Raw genomic sequence first — 17,265 nt, forward strand, 5'->3', positions numbered from 1 at the left:
TTTTTTATGTCTAAAATTTACAAATAAAAAGGCCGCTATTTATAAAATAGCGGCCTTTTTAGTAGTAGCTTTAACCTCCAATATATAGGATGTTTAGCTTAGTTTCTGATTACTTAGTATATGCGCGTGGCATACTTGACTCAGTTGTATAACGGTCACGCAGTTTATCTTGGCGAGATTGTGTAGATACCTCAACCCCATTAATAAACATTTTGCTCACGTGGCTGCTAAGCTCAAACGGATCATTGCTCCACATAACCACATCGGCCGCTTTACCTACTGCTAGGCTGCCTGCATTAATGCCAAATACATCAGCCACGTTTGCTGTAACTGCTTTTAACGCACCTTGTTGGCTCATACCATACGATACAGCATTACCCGCATCAAAACGTAGCTGGTAAACATTATGACTGGCATCACCGCCCACTGTTAGCAGTACTTTTACGCCGGCCTTTTCAAGTAATCCTGCATTATTTAAACTCGCATTTAATGAGTCAAAACTACCTGGCAAACTATCCATAGCACTAATGATCACTGGAATGTCTGCTTTAGCTAAACGCTCTTTAACGACAACAGCATCTTGCGCACCATTAAGTACTAAGTTAATGCCAAACTGCTGCTTTACTTTAATAAGCTCAACTATATCGGCAGCGCGAGATACATTAACGATTAATGGCATTTCACCGCTAAGTACTTTAACCATTATTTTATCTTCGGCGGTTGGCTTTTTGTCATCTTTTTTAGCTTTTTTATCGGCTTTAGTTTGATGTTCATCTAGCTTATTTATAAGTGTTTGCAAAGTAAACGCACGCGAACCTTTGCGGCGCTCACCTAAATTAACCACTAGTGCCACTTGTTTTTGCAGTACGCTTTCAAAGCTACCACTTAAATCAACTACACTTGCAAGGCCTGCAAAAATACTCTCGCCGCCCTGTGGGGTGATCACATCGCGTGTAATTCCGCCTTTACGTGCGTAAGGAATTAACCCCGAGTGGCCGTTAAAAGCTAAACTTGCATCAAAATCAATACCGGCTTTTTCATCGCCGCCATCGCGTGAGCCTGCAACCGCACCTACTTCAACTAAACCTAATTGGTTAATACTGGCAATAAAGCCAGGCGTTACTATTTGGCCCTTAGCATCAATAATTTTGTCGGCTTTTACAGCGCTTGGATTAATGGCAGAAATTTTGCCATCAGTCATTACAATGCTCGCGCCCTCTAATACACCTTGCTCTGTTGAGGTGTGTAATGTGGCGTTAATAATTGCCAGTGACTGCGCATTAACCGCGCCTGCTGCTAATAACCCTGCAGCAACCAGAGAAAGCGAAAACGAACGTGATAAATTTTTCATTCTGGGTGCTCCTTATTGTTGACCTAACATAAAATCACTTGTTGCCTGATACGTGCTATCGTTTCTATCGTAAACTTTTGCACCATCAACAAACACTTGCTCAGCTTTAGCGTAAACACTAAACGGGCTTTGGTTCCAAATAACCACATCGCCCTGTTTACCCGCTTCGAGTGAGCCTGTTTTATCATCAATTCCTAGTGATTTTGCCGCATTAGCAGTGATCCACTTAATTGCGTGTTGCTCCGAAATATCAAAACCATTTTGATTAGCGCGGAACATTACCTTAGCAGCCTCTTGGTTTAAGCGCTGAATAGTCGTATCTGAATCAGAATGAACTACCGCACACGAGTTTTTAACCGCATCAACAATGGCCACATTTTCTTGCACCATGTCGTAGGCTTCCATTTTAAAGCCCCACCAGTCTGGCCAAAGCGCAGCACATGAACCGTTTGCAGCTAGCATGTCAGCAATTTTATAGGCTTCTATACCATGATGAAAAGTACCCGCGTGATAATTAAATTCTTTTGAAAGGTCAATCATCATCGCCATTTCTTCTGCTTTATAGCAATGGTTATGAATGCGCACTTCGCCCTCTAACACTCCTCGCAATGTATCGTATTTAATATCGCGGGTAGGTGCTGCTGGGTTTTTACCCGCTGCATAATCGCTATCGTATTTATCCCACGCGCGTTTGTATTCTACAGTTTCGGCCCATGCCATTCTGTAACCGGCCATGTTCCCCATACGGGTTGACGGTAACGTGCCTTTACGACCATAAACGCGTTTTGGGTTTTCGCCACACGCCATTTTTAAGCCGTACGGCGCATCTGGAAATTTCATTGCTTGCATTGTATGCGCTGGTACGTTTTTAAGTGTTACGCCGCGCCCACCAAACAAGTTAGCAGAGCCAGGTAATATTTGTAGTGAGGTAATACCGCCTTCGCGAGCACGGTTAAAGCCTGGATCTTGTGGCCAAATAGAGTGCTCTACCCATACTTCTGCTGTATTTGGGCTGGTCATTTCGTTACCGTCTTGATGCGACTCAACCGAGGGGCTTGGATATGCACCTAAATGTGAGTGAACGTCAATTATACCCGGTGTTACCCACTTGCCTTGAGCATCAATTGTGGTATCTGCTGATGCAGTTAAATCTTTGCCTACTTGTTGTACTTTACCATCAACAAGTAATACATCGGTATCGTCTAAGCGCTCGCCCGTACCTGTTAATACAGTGGCATTAGTGATCAGCGTGCTTGATGTAGCAACCACTTTATAAGTACTTGGGTAAGGGTTTTTGTTTATTGTTATTTTATCGTCTTGTGGGCCGTTTTCTTGGCAACCAACAAGTGCAGTTGCTAAGCCAATAGCTAACAATGAGGGAGCAAATTTTTGCATGTTATTCGGTTCTCCTGTTTTTTTGCTACTTTAGCTAAAGCTAACTAATAAAGCTAAAAAAACAGGCCAAAAACCAATAAATTGAGATGAGTTGCTGTAATTACTTTTTTATATAATTGTTATAAAGTTTCTCTAGTGCGCCTTCGGTTGTTAACACTGGATCTTTTTCCATAAAGTGTTTAACAGTGCGAGTTACAAAATCAGAGTTTTGTTTGTGCAGCTTTGAAAAATCTTTAATTAACGTGTTGCCATCTTTAGCGGCAGTTACTTTGTCATGCCGATGACGATACTGGCTAAGTGCTTTGTTAAAATCGCCTTGATAGTCTTCAACCAATATTTTATAAAAATCACTTTTATCAACATTTAAGTCGGTAATGCAGTAGCTTAGTGCCTCTTTAAAATCAGTAAATAACATGCCTTCTACGTCAAATTCTTTGGTTTTTTCCCGCACTGTGACCTTAGCCTCTTCAGTGGCGTAACTAAAGCCAGTAAATGCTAAGCGCTCTGCGGCTTCTTTACCTAGTTTCATACCCGCTTGAATGCTGTGCGCAAACTCGTCGCTCATATCACCCAGTTCACTCTCTTCCCACATGTTATAAACACGCAGTGGTTTAGCGTATTTATTAGAAAGCTTTTTTTTCATTTTAGTAAAGCGCTCATCTATCGTCATTAACCTTTCGTTATGTAGTAGCGCATAGCACTCATAACATGCCGGTATTGATACAAAGTCGGCTTCTTCACCCAGGTCAATAATGCTTTGTAGCATGTGTAATGGCGGACAATGGTCGCGCTCTGTCGCTTCACAGCCACAATAAAAACATTGGTTAAAGTGCTGTTGGTCGCATGCATACGCCTGCTGATAATAACTGGCTAGCGTTTTACTCACAGTGGCTCCTTTTAATTAAACACTAAAAATTAGGGGGCGATAATAACAGTCTGAAAAAATATGTCAGCAGGAAAAATAAAAGTGTGTCAAAAAATACACTTAATTTAAGTATGCTTTCAAACACCTAAACGATAAGCCAATTTACGTACACATGCCCTTACAACTGGGATCATTGAGTTAACAGTATTTTGTTCAAATTGAGCAATACTGAACTTGCACATTCACATAATGAGGCTTAAATAATGAATACTCTAAAAGCAACTTTATACTCTAGTGTGCTATTAAGTGCAGTCTCAATAGCATCACCCGTAATGGCAACCCAGTTTATTGCTGCGGATTCAACTCCCGGTACGCAAGCATGTATGGCGGTAGCGTCAAACAAAAGGCTAACCATTAACAACACAATGAAAAGTTTACGTATAAGTAAAGCCGTCATCAGTAAAAAACTGCTATGTAATGATTTATCGGTAGGCGATTTTGTCTCGCTGTACAGTCTTAATAAATCGGCACGTTTTTTAAATATAGATATGGATACACGCACCTCAATTACCGATTTAGCAAAGGCTAAAATGCCTTCGGTGGTTATTATGGCCGGCTCTAAATAATTAATTACAGTTATATTTATTAAGCAGGTAATAATTACCTGCTTAATTATTCAATGCTAAATTTGTGGTTAAATTATTGCGGCAATAAGACCAAACAATCCACCAAACACGCCGCCCCATACAACTAACCAACCTAAGTGCTCGCGGATCATGGTTTGAATAATCTCTTTAACCATTTTAGGGGTTAGCTCGTCAAGGCGCTCATCAACTAATTTAAGCACTGTATTGTGTAAACTTTCAGCACTATTACTTTGCGAAAGTGTTTGACTAACTAAGGCTTTAAAGTTATCAGTTTGAGATATTTCTCCAAGCGACAGTTGCATTTTTTCAATGAATTTTTCACGCATTGGCTCAACCGCCGCACTGCCACCAAACATAGCAAGCATGCTGCCAAACTGAGATTGCTCAATTACCTCTAGTAAACTGTCGAATGCGGGGTTTAAATCAACATTATTTATTATTGGTTCAAAGTCGATATTAGGTTGCGCTTTGCTGAGTAAATTATTAATTTTTTGCTCTGAAAAAAACTCAGTTAAAATTAAGTTTCTTATTGCTACTTTAAAGCTTTGAAACTTTAACGCGATTACTCCCGAACCATATAAAAAAGGTACTTTTTCGAACAGCATATGAATAGCTAATAAATTAGTCACTGCTCCAGAGAGTGCAAATAAACCAACCGACAGCACAATTGCCTGATCAAATATAAAGCCGAGAACAACAAATATACCCGCTAGCAAATTGGTTATTAAACTTTTATTCATTTTTATTCCATTTCAGTGATTTATGGCATTAATTTTACAACGATTAGTTTGTTAAATTAATACCTTTTTGCCATAGTTTAAGTATCGGTTTAAAAAGCGAGCAATTGTTATGTGGAAAACAGTAAACGAGCAAATAAGCCAAGCCATACATTATGACTTTAAACATACTCATAAACAGCAACTTCAGAGCACCAACACAGACAAACTTTTTCATATAACCAATGGTACGCACAACTATTTAGTAAAAGTAGCGTTAAAAAATGAGCTTGAGCGCCTAGAAAGCGAATCGCTTGGTTTAAAGCTGCTCACAGAAAACGGGGTGTTTATAGTGCCTGATTGCATTACAACAGGTGCAAATATAGAGTTCTCGTTTATTGTTTTAGAGTGGTTAGAATTTGACAAACAACCACACCCCACATGGAACGCAATGGGTAAAGGCTTAGCAATGTTGCATCAAAAGCATCAGCAAGCCATGTTTGGTTTTGATGTAGATAATTATTTAGCCACTACAGTACAGCCTAATAGCTGGCATAAAAAGTGGAATATATTTTACGCCGAAGAGCGCATAGGCTGGCAATTACAATTATTGGCAGAAAAAGGCATTATATTTATAGAGCCAGAGCGATTAATTAATTTAGTAAAAGAGCAATTACACAGCCACCCCGTAGAGCCATCATTATTACATGGCGATTTTTGGCGTGGTAATGTAGGGTTTATAAATACAGTACCGAGTATATTTAACCCTGCCTGTTATTACGGTGACCGAGAGGTTGATATAGCCATGAGCGAGCTATTTGCACCACTGCCAGATGATTTTTACAGCGCTTATAATCAACAATATCCGTTGCTAGCAAGTTTTGAGCAACGTAAATTAATATACCAGCTTTACCCTATTTTAAACCACGCTAATATTTTTGCGGGGCATTACCTTACCCAAGCAAAACAACACATAGAAAGGTTAATAAAGTAATCCTAATAAACTAAATTAAACGCAGTAAACATTCAAACCCGACTATATTGAGCTTATACCAATAGCATTAAGTAAGTGATTAATTAGTGTAATTATATTATTGAAAGCCTACTTAATAATGTACATGGAGTGATTATGAAAAACTTTGTATCGCAACGTATTTCATGTCCGCACTGCGGGCATCATATTCATTTAGATTTAGATGCCAGCATGGGAGATCAAGACTACATAGAAGAGTGCAGCGCCTGTTGTAACCCTATTCATTTAAACATGCACATTGACCATGCTCGTAATAAACTAGAATTACATGTAGATAGCGGCGACGAACAAATATTTTAACTCTGCTGACGCAAGTAGTTCTCGACCGTATTTATTATGGTATAGGTTTGCTGATCTACCTCAATATTAAACTCATCACCTAGCTTAGCTGCATCTAAGTTGGTAATAGCGAGGGTTTCGGGAATAAGGTGCAGCCAAAAGCCCTGCTCATCAACATTACCTACAGTTAAACTTGCGCCATTTATAGCCACAAAACCTTTATACAATACATACTTTTGCCACTGCGGCGGTATGCACAATTGCATTTTATAATTACTTTGCTGTTTAACTATTTGCACCACTTTAGCCGTACAGTGAATATGGCCAGACACAATATGCCCGCCAAGTTCAGTACCAAAGGTTACTGAACGCTCATAATTAACTAAACTGCCCAGTTCAAGCTTACCTAAGTTAGTTAACTTGAGTGTTTCATCAATCACATCAAAATATACCTGCGCCATTAAATCATCATCACTTGCTAATACTTTAACAACCGTTAAACAACAGCCATTAATAGCAATACTCGCCCCTAAATTTAGTTGCTGTATATATTGCTTTTCAACCGCTATGGTTAATTGCATCACGCCATTTACTTGGTTAGCCGACACGACTCTCGCTTGGGTTTGTATAATTCCTGTAAACATATAATCTCTTAAGTTTATTACAAAATTGGGGCTGTTAAGCCTTTGCTGCTTAATAGCCTCTAGTTTAACGTATCAAGTTATAAAATCATGCACTCTTAATAATTATCTTAATGGATTGGCACCCCGCAATAGATTACAATTATGCCCTGTATTATTTCTTAGCTGTTTGTTATGACATTTAGTAATTGGGAAGCTAAACGCTTACTTTCCCTTGCCATCCCCGTTTTTTTAGCTCAGGTTACCCTTGTTTTAATGTCTGTCGTCGATACGATAATGGCAGGCCAAGTAAGCCCAACTGATTTAGCTGCTTTATCTATTGCCACTGGTATTTGGAACCCATTATTACTTGCACTGCAAGGTATTTTACTCGCTTTAACCGGTGTTATTGCACAGTTTGCGGGGGCCAACGATAAAAAAGGCATCAGCCATTATTTTCAACAAGCTTTATATTTAACTGCGCTGCTATGTATTGCTGGGTTTGGTATTGCTCAATTTGCCGATATTATTATTTTAAAACTCGACACCAGCCCTGCTATAGCAACACTTGCCAGTGATTATATTCGCTTTGTTAAATGGGGAGTGTTTGGCTTTTTAATTTTTACCGTTTACAGAAATATGACCGAAGGTATGGGCATGACCAAACCCGCTTTTTATATCAGTCTGTTAGGTTTAGCGGTTAATATTCCGGTGAATTATATTTTTATTAATGGCTTATTTGGCCTACCCGCTTATGGCGGCGCAGGCTGTGGTATTGCTACTGCATTAGTATTAACTGTAATGGCAATAGCCCAAGTTATTTATTGCCAAATGAGTAAAAAAATAGATGCTAAAGGCTTAATGACTCCATTTGAAAAACCTAATTTAACCACTATTGGCATTATCACTAAATTGGGTATTCCTATTTCATTAGCTACTTTTTTTGAAGTAACCTTATTTGCCTGCATTCCATTATTTATAGCCCATTTAGGCGCCGTAGCCGTATCTGGCCATCAAATTGCCGCCAGTGTTACCACTTTATTGTTTATGATGCCGCTTAGCCTTTCTATTGCTATAAGCATACGCATAGGTAACTTATATGGTCAAAACCATTTAAAACAACTAAAAGTTGCTGTTTCAACTAGCTATATACTGGCAGCGCTCATTGCCCTATTTGTTGCCGTAACTACCTTTTTAGGCCGCGATTTAATAAGCCAACTGTATAGCGACAGCCCCGAAGTACTGGCACTGGCTTCATCAATCATGATTTTAGCCTGTATATATCAATTACCTGATGCACTACAAGTTGCTGCAAATGGCATATTACGTGGATTAAAATACACCGCACCTATTTCATATATTACATTTGTATCGTATTGGTTAGTTGGCTTTGCACTAGGCTATGTATTAGCCAGAACCGACTTAATCGTCCCAGCAATGGGCCCACATGGTTTTTGGTTGGGCATTATTGTTGGCTTAACACTCGCTGCTGTATTGTTAATGTACACAGTACATAGACGTTTTAAATATGAACCATCTTTGCAAGCTTAAACGGCTATTAGTAAAGCCACTGCCAATAATCTGTTTATTGGTAGTGTGCTTTATTTCATTAACCGCTTGTAGCGATAAGCCCAGTAATGCAAATCATACTTATATCCAGCGACTAGCTAACACGCTTGATTTACAGCCAGTAACACCAAAACCGCTAGTGCCACTAAGCTTAATACCATTAACTGTATTAAGTGATAGCAACATCACCTTGGGCATTATTCAACTTGCCAGTTTAAGCCACTGCAAACTTAACGTCCTCATTAGCGAGCATAATAACCAACTCGGTAAAACCGCCACAGCGGCAAGCATATTAATCTATCAAATAAAATTTATACAAAGTGCGCAGCAGTGCTTAACTTCGCTTGAAAAAGACTCTTCTATTTATAAAAAGATTTTGGCGGCAACCGAACACAAACAAAATAACTTAATGCACTACTTTAATAGCATGCTCTATAAAGAGTCAGAGCTTAATCGCATTTGGCAACTGAGCTCGCGAGAGCTTTCAATAACCCCAGCAGGCTTTAGCGACACAGTAAATGCCGTAACAAAGCTGGTAAATATTAAACAACAAATAACCAAGCAGCAGTTTGCACAAATAAACTCCGAGCATTTATTTGCCGCACTAGAGCAGCTTAATAAATACCAGTTTAACCAGCAGCTAATTCAATCAGTAAGAACGCAAATAGCCCTAAATAACAGTGCTACCCAATTTATAAACACCATAAATATTAGCCAGCTATGCCAAGCAGGTAAAAATAATAACCAAGCGCAAATTGTAAATAATATCTTTAAAAAATATTACTTAGGACAAGTACAACCTTACCAAGCACAGCTCGCCGGCTACTTAGAAACCCTGCAACCGCTATATCAACAACTTTGGTATAAAACAGCAATCACCAGCAAACCAATTAATAATTTACTCCAGCCCAATGCAAACAGTAACTTATTGAACCAACTAAAATACTCAGCTAAAAACCATGTACTTTGGTGGCAAATTTTTTATAAAACGTGTGAAATCAGCCCAATATGAATAAAAAAACGGCAAATAAACGCAAAAACTATAAAGCTGCTTGATCCAACTCCCATCACGCTATATATTAGCGCCCGTGCTACCTAGTTAGCACTTAGCTTAAATTAAAGTAATACGACTGTAGCTCAGTTGGTTAGAGCACTACCTTGACATGGTAGGGGTCGGTGGTTCGAATCCACTCAGTCGTACCAACATTTAAGAAAAAGTATAATTGAAGGAAAGAGCACTACCTACTCTTGATCACCCGGTCCAAGAGTCAGTGATTCAATTCATTCAGTCGTACCAACATTTAAGAATCCTAAAAAAATTGTACGACCGTAGCTCAGCTGGTTAGAGCGCTACCTTGACATGGTAGGGGTCGGTGGTTCGAATCCACTCAGTCGTACCAACATTTAAGAATCCTAAAAAAATTGTACGACCGTAGCTCAGCTGGTTAGAGCGCTACCTTGACATGGTAGAGGTCGGTGGTTCGAATCCACTCGGTCGTACCAATTAAACTCTATATTTCAAACAGTTAAAAACCCTATTCAATCTATTCGTTTAATTATTCAACTAAAAATTAAATTCTTAGTTTTTTATTATTTTGTATTCAAAATTTTAAAATAACGAGAGCCAAGCCTCAAAAGATCATCCTAAAAATTCCAGTTTTTATCGATTTGTGCCCAAACTTGTGCCCAAGCGCCCAAACCACTTTTTTAGCTCTTTAATCTTCCTCAAAATTAGACCCCTACCCTTGCAAATTCACAAACCTCAAATCACAAATTCCAAACCAAAAATTTCAAATCAGGTGACCACTACCCTAATATTTTCCGTGTCATTTCATGAAATATCCTATGACCCCTATTCCATAAACTGCTTCTGTGCCTTGTTTAGGCTCCGGTGCCCACACAAGGCACAGATATACAACTACCCTAGGCTACACTTCGCTTCAGTGGTCACGGTAGGAATGAGCATTACATAACCGATCAGCCGTTGAATAGCGTGCTTACGGTCGTAACTTGCTGCTGCTACAAATCCATCCCAAATTTTAGTTTTGTCTAACTTACGAGCATTGTTGTAAGTTGCTCCTATACTCAGCAGCATCTCTCTTCGAGATGAAAGACTCATCATTTTATTCATAACTCACCTAATCAACGCATCTAAAGTTTGATTTTAAATGAGGTAGCCGGTAGCAGCGAGTTTGGTAATTAGTGAGTCAATACTGCATATTCTCTCCAGGTTTTATCACCCAATAGCATTAACTTTGGCCGCTTATTCTCATTAAGCTTTGCTCACAAAAATCACTTGTAAGTGATCACTTTTACGCAGCATTGCGTTTCTTTCTTTATCAAGTTCAACTTTCATTTGTTCTTGATGATCTACAACAGCTTTTAAACGATGAACAAATTGAGGGCTGCATATGTAATCATAAATAGCTTCCATTTGTGCCTTTTAATCGAGGCTTTGTTTTGAAGAACGCTTGTTGCAGAGCGTGATCATCCCACTTCTCATCAAGCGGCCAGTAAGTAATATCTAACTCTGCTGATTTACAGGCATATTTAGACACGATTGAGGGTGAAACAGATAAGCTTGTTGCTATCTGACGATGACTGAGTTTACAGCTGTATTTGTCGGAGGACATTAAAGTATGAAACTCGACAATAAATACTAAAACCATGACAATAAAGTTCGAAACTTTTCGATTCTCTGGCTAGAGAAAATAAATTTAAATATAACTATGATTTAGTATCCTAAGCGGTCGGTCGGGTAAACTCGTTTTTGGACAAAAACGAGTTAGAGCCGGAGGGCGGATCTGTAAAATGTATAGTGATAACAACATCCTGCTAAGCCGCAGAAACGGAGTTGATTGTTTGATAGCTACCAGTACAATTAAGTATTTAGGAGCCTCATCACATAATTGCATTCCCCAGCCTTTATTTCTATGTAGGGCTAAATAAACTAATCAGTGTTTAAGGCTAAAGAGAATGTGATTTTTCTGTCACTAACTTCTGCACTTAATTGCGCATCAATTGCTTTACTAAGCGTTTTAGCGATTGATAACCCCAATCCAAAGTTATCATTCGATGTTCTTGAAGTGTCTTTTTGCCATAAAGGGTCAAATAATTGGTCTATATCATTATCACTCAAAGGTTCAATAAGGGAGTTAGTAACTGACAAAAATAAAAGTTTTTCTTTTGAAATCATTGTCGAAACTAAAATTTTTGAATTTAGTGGGCTGTATTGTTTAGCGTTGTTAACTAAATTGCTAATAATTGATTCGAGGGCAAACAAGTTGCTTATAATTGCTGGTGCATTCTCATTCAACTCCAAATTTACACGCGATAAATCAGTGTTTTCTAAGACTCTGGTAATGACTTGATTTAAATCACAAGCATCTTGTTTGATTAGCTTACCATTACTGTATTTATGTAATAGCAATAAGTTCGACACGATATTTTTAAGCCGTAAACTTATTTTCAACGCTTCAGGCTTAAAATCCTCATTGAGCTCAATCTCATTTGGAAACCTGATAGCAACTTCTGCCATATTTATAAGTTCGGCAATGGGCGTTTTTATTTCATGGGCAATATCGGATGTAAGTCGCTTTTCCCTTAGGTAAAGTTGTCTATTCTCTTTAATAAAAGCATTTAAGCTTTCAACAATAGGCAAGAGCTCTTTAACTGGATCTTGTATAAATATCTGTGAGCCTTCACTGGTAATACTTAACTGACTGATATCTTGGTTGAGTTTAATTAATGGCGCAAGTGATGTATCTATCGCCTTCCTGACAAATAATCGAATAAATACAATAACTGTAATTATGGTGACTATAAAAATAACGTCAATCAACCAAAGTACAAAATCAACTTCCTCAGAAGACGCTGCATAAGCTAAAGTCAGTGGCTCATCATTTGTTTTTTTATATGTGTCTACTGATATATTGTCTTTTTCTTGTGGTATAAAACGACTATAAAACACCCGACCATCTCGGCCATCAGATAATTGTATAGGGAGTATTTTTGACTCGCCAATTTCTAAGCTTTCATATGGTAGGTTTTTAACTTCAAATAAATCTAAACTTTTTGAGCGGGTAAAAACACTTTCTTTGCTCCATAATTGAAAGTACTCAGGCTCTATTTCCCCTTCGAACTCGGGCAAAAACTCACTAGAAAAGTGAAACGAAAAACCTTCATTAGTTTTATGTACTAAGGTCATTAACATACCTGCTTTGGATTGCAGGCTGCGATCAAACTCATTATCTATCCAACTATCAACAGCAATGTCGGTTGCCAACAAAATGCATAAAACAAAGCTAGTTATAGTTACCGAAAGTGTAACAACTAATCTACTGCGAATAGATTTCATTATTGTCCTTGTACAATATAACCAAAACCACGTTTGGTCTGAATTGGCAGCTCCCCTCCTGCAACTCTTACTTTTTTGCGAGCAGATGATAAATGGGCTTCAATCGAGTTCTTTGATATCAAATCATATTGCCCTGCAAGGTAGGTACTTAGCTTTTCTGCACTAAACACTTTATTTTGATTGCTAAATAAACATTCGACAATTTTGTACTCGTTGGGTGTTAAGTCGATAACATTGTCAGCAACTTTTAGCAGTTTTAACTGTAAATTCAGTGCTAAATTATCAATAGTTATGATATCACTCATCATCTTCAATCCTCCACGGCGCATTAAATTTAGCAGTCGAGCGTGGAGCTCATCAAATGAAAAGGGTTTAGTCAGATAATCATCCGCTCCTGTTAAAAGCCCTAAAACACGGTCTTCAGGTTCTTGCTTAGCTGACAAAATTAAGACTTTAGAATCAAGCTGTTTGGTTCTTATGGTTTGCAATAAAGTAATACCATCGATACTCGGTAACATAATATCAAGTATTATAAGCTCATACTCACCTGTCATCGCCATACTCAGCCCTTGTGCACCATCACCGGTGTCATCAACCGCAAAGCCTAGATTTGCTAAGCCAATTCGTAAACTACGCCTTAGTGACGCTGAATCTTCAATTATTAATAACTTCATGTGTTACTCATTCACCTGAAATGCATCTTCATCATTAGGTTACGCCATATAGCTTAAGTTTTACTTAAGACTTGCTTAAGTTTCCATAGTTTAGCCAATATTAAGTTTAGACTCAGGATTTCTTAAGTTTCGGTTTTTAGTATTGCTGCAATTATTAAGATCGAGCACAACTATGACAGCAAATACTTCCGTTTTAAAACCCTTGTTGCGTTTTACTATTATATTGATATCAATCTTTATAACTTCCCGCATTGCTTTATTGTTTTGGCAACATTCAAGATTAAATGATGGTGATATTTGGCCGATCATATCAGGAGCAATCAGAATAGACTTAAGTAGCATTGGATACTTAGCAACTATTGGGGTTTTTATACTGATACTACATGTAGTTGCACGCCCTAAAACAGAGCTTTTCCAGCGTATTTTTACACTTTACGGTAGCTGCGTTGTAACTGTAGTTGTTATTGTTGAAGCATCAACACCTGCATTCATCAATCAATATGATGTAAGGCCTAACCGATTATATATTGAATACCTTGATTACCCACAAGAAGTCTTCTCAATGTTAGTGCATGGCCATCTTTTTGCAATGTTAAGTACATTGCTTTTGGCCTCGTTAACAAGCGTTTATAGCTATCGCCTTTTATGCAGAGCATTCACACAACCACCGTCACTGAAAAAAGCATCCAATTTACCCATTCTAATGGCTGCTTTAATAATCTGCTTATTTGCTGCTAGAGGTACATTAAATCACCGACCGCTTAACCCTGCATTAGTCTATTTTTCTCAAGATTCACTAGTAAACTCACTTGTTCTTAACTCCACTTACAGTGTTGCGTTTGCGCTGAAAAACATGGGTAACGAAAAAAGTGCCAGTAATTTGTATGGCACAATGCTTCGTCAACAAATTATAGATACGGTCAAAAAGGCTTCTTATCGAAAACAGTTTGTCGTTGGAAATATTCCAACCTTGGCGCACAACAAGCCTTTTGTGTCTGGTGTTAAAAAAAACTTAGTTATAATACTTGAGGAAAGTTTAGGTGCCCGATTTGTTGGAGAACTTGGTGGGTTAGATATTACGCCCGAACTTGATAAGCTATATCAACAAGGGTGGGGGTTTGACAACCTTTATGCTACGGGCACGCGCTCCGTAAGAGGTATTGAAGCAATTACTACAGGTTTTACACCATCACCATCTCGCTCAGTAGTTAAACTATCTAAATCGCAGCATAACTTTTTTTCACTAGCGGATGTATTCAGTCAAGAAGGTTACAAAACACAGTTTATCTACGGCGGTGAAAGCCATTTTGACAATATGAAAAGCTTTTTTCTAGGAAACGGGTTTAACGATATTGTTGACATCAACCATATTGATAATCCCCAATTTATCTCCTCTTGGGGGGTAAGTGATGAGGACTTATTCAATCAAGCAGATAAAGAACTGACTAAATTAAGTAATTCGACAGAGCCATTTTTTAGTCTTGTATTTACTTCTAGTAATCACGATCCGTTTGATATACCACAAGGCAAAGTATCGCTACCCAAAGGACATAACCCTGAAAACTATAAGCGTGATCTTGCAATTAAGTATGCCGATTACGCACTAGGTAAATTTATAAATAAAGCAAAAACACGGTCGTACTGGGAAAACACCGTATTTTTGGTTGTAGCAGACCATGATGTGCGTGTTTTTGGCTCTGAACCTGTCCCTTTGAAGTCTTTTCATATACCAGCTGTTATTTTAAACAGCGATATGAAAAGTAAACGCGATCCAAGACTCGTTAGTCAAATTGATCTACCTGTTACTTTGATGTCACTTTTAGGAATTGACCAAGCAACCCCTATGCTGGGCTTTGATCTGACTAAAATTTATCCAGTTGAACGCGCAATGATGCAGTACTACGACAATTTTGCATACCTAGAAAATGATCGCGCTGTCATCCTAATGCCAAATCAACAAACCAGCTATTGGCGCTATAACAAACAAACCAAAATACAAGAAAAAAATGAACAGCTAAACGTTGATCAAACGTTGGCTGAAAAAGCACTAGCTCATGTGTTATTTAGCAACTTAGCTTACACCGAGCAGCTTTATCGTTTAGCTGATAAAAGTAGTGATAAGGAATAACTATGAAAATTGCTTTTAAAAGATTTTGTATTTCGTCTTGGCAAGTAAGTTACAGCCAATTTGTTTGCTTAGTTTCAATGTATATCGTTATCGCATTTAATGGCTTGTTTTTATACAATACTTTTATGGCTGCAACACAGTCAGGGCATATAAATTGGCTTTTTATCGCGTCGGTCCCTTTATTGCTTTTCTCATTGACTGTTTTAGTTTTAAGTTGGTTGTCCTTAATTACTTTTGTTAAAGCTATACTTCTATTTAGTGTTTTAGTTTGCTCATTGTTGTTTTATTCAACACTTAATTATGGCGTTATTTTTGACAAGAGCATGTTACAAAATATTGTTGAAACAAATTCAGGTGAAGCATTTTCATACTTGAACTTTCAGCTTGTGTTATTTATTTTTTTATTGGGGATTGTACCTACTTACTTATTTTCCAAGTTCACAATTATTGGGAGTTTTAGAGTTCGTTTAAAAAGTTTTACGAAGCTAAATCTATCAGCTTTGCTCTGTTGTGCCTTAATCGCTGTACCCTTTTATAAAGAGTACGCTTCTGTTGGCCGCAACAACCGACAGCTAACAAGTTATATCACCCCGTTTGCATTCTATACAGCAAGTTATAAATACCTGAGGGATAATTACTTTTATCCACCATTACCTTTCAAGGTACTCGATAACTTGCCCACTTTAAAAAATAAAACGAGCACCTCGCTAACTGTAATGGTTGTCGGGGAAACAGCTCGGGCGGCTAACTTTTCACTACAAGGCTATAGTAGAGCAACGAATACTTATACTCCCAAGTTAGGCGTAAAGTATTTTAGTGATGTTTCATCGTGTGGAACGGCAACGGCTATTTCAGTCCCCTGTATGTTTTCACGACTGAACCGCAAAGAATATGATTCTCGGCTTGCTAGTAGTCAAGAAAATGCTCTAGACATTATTCAGCGTAGTGGTGTTGAAGTAACATGGATTGATAATAACAGCAGCTGTAAAGGAGTGTGTGCTCGCATCAAATCAGACAACATTGAGCCGAATAAAGAACATCCGTTATGTGATGGTCATTACTGTTTTGATGAAATATTAGTTACGAAACTAGCAGACAAGATAGCGACTAGTAACGCTAAACATAAATTGGTTGTTCTACATATGATAGGTTCACATGGACCAACTTATTATCGTCGTTATCCTGAACACGAAAGTTTGTTTAAACCTGATTGCTCTCGAAGCGATATTCAGAACTGTAGTACAACTGAACTAACAAACACATATGATAATACTATCGCATACACAGATAAGGTGTTAAGCCAGTTGATAAAAGTATTACAAGCAAGTAACGAAACAAAGAAGTCACTCCTATATGTGTCAGATCACGGTGAGTCACTTGGTGAGAAAGGTTTATACCTTCACGGGTTTCCATATGCATTAGCACCAAGCGAGCAAACCCATATTCCAATGATTTTTTGGAGTAATAAACTCGCTAACTCTAAATTTAATCATTGTATTGAGTTACAACGCTCAAAAGTATTTTCACACGACAATATTTTTGACACTTTACTTGGCTTAACTCAAGTAAGCAGCAGTCAATACCAACCTGAATACGATATTTTTAACGCCTGTAAGGCCCTAAGTCTATAA

Annotated in this window: 16 protein-coding genes, 3 tRNA genes and 1 pseudogene; 10 read left to right on the forward strand and 10 right to left on the reverse strand. The window is 38.1% G+C overall.

All coding sequences use genetic code 11. From position 1 onward, the window contains the following. Window positions 1-109 precede the first annotated feature (109 nt). The 3 genes from PNIG_RS09665 to PNIG_RS09675 all read right to left on the reverse strand — a co-directional run bounded on the left by PNIG_RS09665 (window position 110) and on the right by PNIG_RS09675 (window position 3,632). On the reverse strand, window positions 110-1,351 hold the full coding sequence (locus PNIG_RS09665) for an amidohydrolase family protein (protein ID WP_089368373.1): 1,242 nt from the start codon (window positions 1,349-1,351) through the stop codon (window positions 110-112). Window positions 1,352-1,363: 12 nt separating this feature from the next. Next, window positions 1,364-2,746 carry an amidohydrolase gene (locus PNIG_RS09670; protein WP_011328405.1) on the reverse strand — a complete coding sequence of 461 codons (1,383 nt, stop codon included), beginning with the start codon at window positions 2,744-2,746 and terminating at the stop codon, window positions 1,364-1,366. A 100-nt stretch (window positions 2,747-2,846) separates the two neighbouring features. Next, window positions 2,847-3,632 carry a hypothetical protein gene (locus tag PNIG_RS09675; RefSeq protein WP_011328406.1) on the reverse strand — a complete coding sequence of 262 codons (786 nt, stop codon included), beginning with the start codon at window positions 3,630-3,632 and terminating at the stop codon, window positions 2,847-2,849. 242 nt (window positions 3,633-3,874) lie between these two features. On the opposite strand from PNIG_RS09675, the gene PNIG_RS09680 reads away from it, so the two are divergent. After that, window positions 3,875-4,237 carry a DUF3718 domain-containing protein gene (locus PNIG_RS09680; RefSeq protein ID WP_089368374.1) on the forward strand — a complete coding sequence of 121 codons (363 nt, stop codon included), beginning with the start codon at window positions 3,875-3,877 and terminating at the stop codon, window positions 4,235-4,237. 68 nt (window positions 4,238-4,305) lie between these two features. Here PNIG_RS09680 and PNIG_RS09685 read toward each other — a convergent pair whose 3' ends face one another. Continuing rightward, window positions 4,306-4,998 (reverse strand): DUF445 domain-containing protein, encoded by a 693-nt coding sequence (locus tag PNIG_RS09685; RefSeq protein WP_089368375.1) that lies wholly within the window; start codon window positions 4,996-4,998, stop codon window positions 4,306-4,308. Window positions 4,999-5,107: 109 nt separating this feature from the next. On the opposite strand from PNIG_RS09685, the gene PNIG_RS09690 reads away from it, so the two are divergent. Further along, the gene (locus PNIG_RS09690; RefSeq protein ID WP_011328408.1) at window positions 5,108-5,968 is read left to right on the forward strand and encodes a fructosamine kinase family protein; all 861 of its coding nucleotides are present in this window, start codon (window positions 5,108-5,110) and stop codon (window positions 5,966-5,968) included. 135 nt (window positions 5,969-6,103) lie between these two features. Next, window positions 6,104-6,307 (forward strand): CPXCG motif-containing cysteine-rich protein, encoded by a 204-nt coding sequence (locus PNIG_RS09695; protein ID WP_011328409.1) that lies wholly within the window; start codon window positions 6,104-6,106, stop codon window positions 6,305-6,307. Here the strand turns inward: PNIG_RS09695 and PNIG_RS09700 are convergent. Further along, complete coding sequence (locus tag PNIG_RS09700; protein ID WP_089368376.1) at window positions 6,304-6,930, reverse strand: riboflavin synthase subunit alpha; 627 nt, start codon at window positions 6,928-6,930, stop codon at window positions 6,304-6,306. The two genes, PNIG_RS09695 and PNIG_RS09700, sit on opposite strands and share 4 nt — an antisense overlap. A gap of 171 nt (window positions 6,931-7,101) precedes the next feature. Here PNIG_RS09700 and PNIG_RS09705 point away from each other — a divergent pair, with 171 nt between their 5' ends. The 5 genes from PNIG_RS09705 (at window position 7,102) to PNIG_RS09725 (ending at window position 9,978) form a co-directional block, all read left to right on the forward strand. Next, window positions 7,102-8,457: an MATE family efflux transporter gene (locus PNIG_RS09705; protein WP_011328411.1), complete on the forward strand. Its 1,356-nt coding sequence runs from the start codon at window positions 7,102-7,104 to the stop codon at window positions 8,455-8,457. Then, window positions 8,435-9,487, forward strand: a complete 1,053-nt coding sequence (locus tag PNIG_RS09710) for a DUF3080 domain-containing protein (protein ID WP_089368377.1) — start codon at window positions 8,435-8,437, stop codon at window positions 9,485-9,487. Before PNIG_RS09705 ends, PNIG_RS09710 begins: the two co-directional genes overlap by 23 nt. 114 nt (window positions 9,488-9,601) lie before the next feature. Then, window positions 9,602-9,678: transfer RNA gene (locus PNIG_RS09715), tRNA-Val, on the forward strand. Between the two features lie 120 nt (window positions 9,679-9,798). Next, window positions 9,799-9,875 (forward strand) — tRNA-Val (locus tag PNIG_RS09720). Between the two features lie 26 nt (window positions 9,876-9,901). Then, window positions 9,902-9,978, forward strand: a tRNA-Val gene (locus tag PNIG_RS09725). Between the two features lie 415 nt (window positions 9,979-10,393). Here the strand turns inward: PNIG_RS09725 and PNIG_RS09730 are convergent. From PNIG_RS09730 to PNIG_RS09740, 5 genes and pseudogenes are all read right to left on the reverse strand, one after another. Further along, entirely contained in the window at window positions 10,394-10,597 is a 204-nt protein-coding gene (locus tag PNIG_RS09730) for a hypothetical protein (RefSeq protein ID WP_125825535.1), read from the reverse strand. A gap of 150 nt (window positions 10,598-10,747) precedes the next feature. Then, window positions 10,748-10,909 carry a hypothetical protein gene (locus tag PNIG_RS19940; RefSeq protein WP_208619481.1) on the reverse strand — a complete coding sequence of 54 codons (162 nt, stop codon included), beginning with the start codon at window positions 10,907-10,909 and terminating at the stop codon, window positions 10,748-10,750. A 4-nt stretch (window positions 10,910-10,913) separates the two neighbouring features. Continuing rightward, window positions 10,914-11,144: pseudogene (locus PNIG_RS19945) on the reverse strand (hypothetical protein); the annotation flags it as partial. Window positions 11,145-11,425: 281 nt separating this feature from the next. Further along, on the reverse strand, window positions 11,426-12,832 hold the full coding sequence (locus tag PNIG_RS09735; RefSeq protein WP_008464634.1) for a sensor histidine kinase: 1,407 nt from the start codon (window positions 12,830-12,832) through the stop codon (window positions 11,426-11,428). Further along, window positions 12,832-13,506 (reverse strand): response regulator transcription factor, encoded by a 675-nt coding sequence (locus tag PNIG_RS09740; protein WP_058429029.1) that lies wholly within the window; start codon window positions 13,504-13,506, stop codon window positions 12,832-12,834. The genes PNIG_RS09735 and PNIG_RS09740 overlap by 1 nt, the downstream gene beginning before the upstream one ends. A 172-nt stretch (window positions 13,507-13,678) precedes the next feature. Here PNIG_RS09740 and PNIG_RS09745 point away from each other — a divergent pair, with 172 nt between their 5' ends. Both PNIG_RS09745 and PNIG_RS09750 read left to right on the forward strand, forming a co-directional pair. Beyond that, window positions 13,679-15,634 (forward strand): LTA synthase family protein, encoded by a 1,956-nt coding sequence (locus PNIG_RS09745; RefSeq protein WP_076920374.1) that lies wholly within the window; start codon window positions 13,679-13,681, stop codon window positions 15,632-15,634. Between the two features lie 2 nt (window positions 15,635-15,636). Further along, window positions 15,637-17,265, forward strand: a complete 1,629-nt coding sequence (locus tag PNIG_RS09750; protein WP_024599462.1) for a phosphoethanolamine transferase — start codon at window positions 15,637-15,639, stop codon at window positions 17,263-17,265.

Origin of the sequence: Pseudoalteromonas nigrifaciens (assembly GCF_002221505.1) — a bacterium.
GTDB lineage: Bacteria > Pseudomonadota > Gammaproteobacteria > Enterobacterales > Alteromonadaceae > Pseudoalteromonas > Pseudoalteromonas nigrifaciens.

What these genes read in the sequence shown, in the direction of transcription:
- PNIG_RS09665 (WP_089368373.1), bottom strand. Translation starts at nt 1,351, where the DNA reads ATGAAAAATTTATCACGTTCGTTTTCGCTTTCTCTGGTTGCTGCAGGG.
- PNIG_RS09670 (WP_011328405.1), bottom strand. Translation starts at nt 2,746, where the DNA reads ATGCAAAAATTTGCTCCCTCATTGTTAGCTATTGGCTTAGCAACTGCA.
- PNIG_RS09680 (WP_089368374.1), top strand. Translation starts at nt 3,875, where the DNA reads ATGAATACTCTAAAAGCAACTTTATACTCTAGTGTGCTATTAAGTGCA.
- PNIG_RS09685 (WP_089368375.1), bottom strand. Translation starts at nt 4,998, where the DNA reads ATGAATAAAAGTTTAATAACCAATTTGCTAGCGGGTATATTTGTTGTT.
- PNIG_RS09690 (WP_011328408.1), top strand. Translation starts at nt 5,108, where the DNA reads ATGTGGAAAACAGTAAACGAGCAAATAAGCCAAGCCATACATTATGAC.
- PNIG_RS09695 (WP_011328409.1), top strand. Translation starts at nt 6,104, where the DNA reads ATGAAAAACTTTGTATCGCAACGTATTTCATGTCCGCACTGCGGGCAT.
- PNIG_RS09700 (WP_089368376.1), bottom strand. Translation starts at nt 6,930, where the DNA reads ATGTTTACAGGAATTATACAAACCCAAGCGAGAGTCGTGTCGGCTAAC.
- PNIG_RS09705 (WP_011328411.1), top strand. Translation starts at nt 7,102, where the DNA reads ATGACATTTAGTAATTGGGAAGCTAAACGCTTACTTTCCCTTGCCATC.
- PNIG_RS09710 (WP_089368377.1), top strand. Translation starts at nt 8,435, where the DNA reads ATGAACCATCTTTGCAAGCTTAAACGGCTATTAGTAAAGCCACTGCCA.
- PNIG_RS09730 (WP_125825535.1), bottom strand. Translation starts at nt 10,597, where the DNA reads ATGATGAGTCTTTCATCTCGAAGAGAGATGCTGCTGAGTATAGGAGCA.
- PNIG_RS19940 (WP_208619481.1), bottom strand. Translation starts at nt 10,909, where the DNA reads ATGGAAGCTATTTATGATTACATATGCAGCCCTCAATTTGTTCATCGT.
- PNIG_RS09735 (WP_008464634.1), bottom strand. Translation starts at nt 12,832, where the DNA reads ATGAAATCTATTCGCAGTAGATTAGTTGTTACACTTTCGGTAACTATA.
- PNIG_RS09740 (WP_058429029.1), bottom strand. Translation starts at nt 13,506, where the DNA reads ATGAAGTTATTAATAATTGAAGATTCAGCGTCACTAAGGCGTAGTTTA.
- PNIG_RS09745 (WP_076920374.1), top strand. Translation starts at nt 13,679, where the DNA reads ATGACAGCAAATACTTCCGTTTTAAAACCCTTGTTGCGTTTTACTATT.
- PNIG_RS09750 (WP_024599462.1), top strand. Translation starts at nt 15,637, where the DNA reads ATGAAAATTGCTTTTAAAAGATTTTGTATTTCGTCTTGGCAAGTAAGT.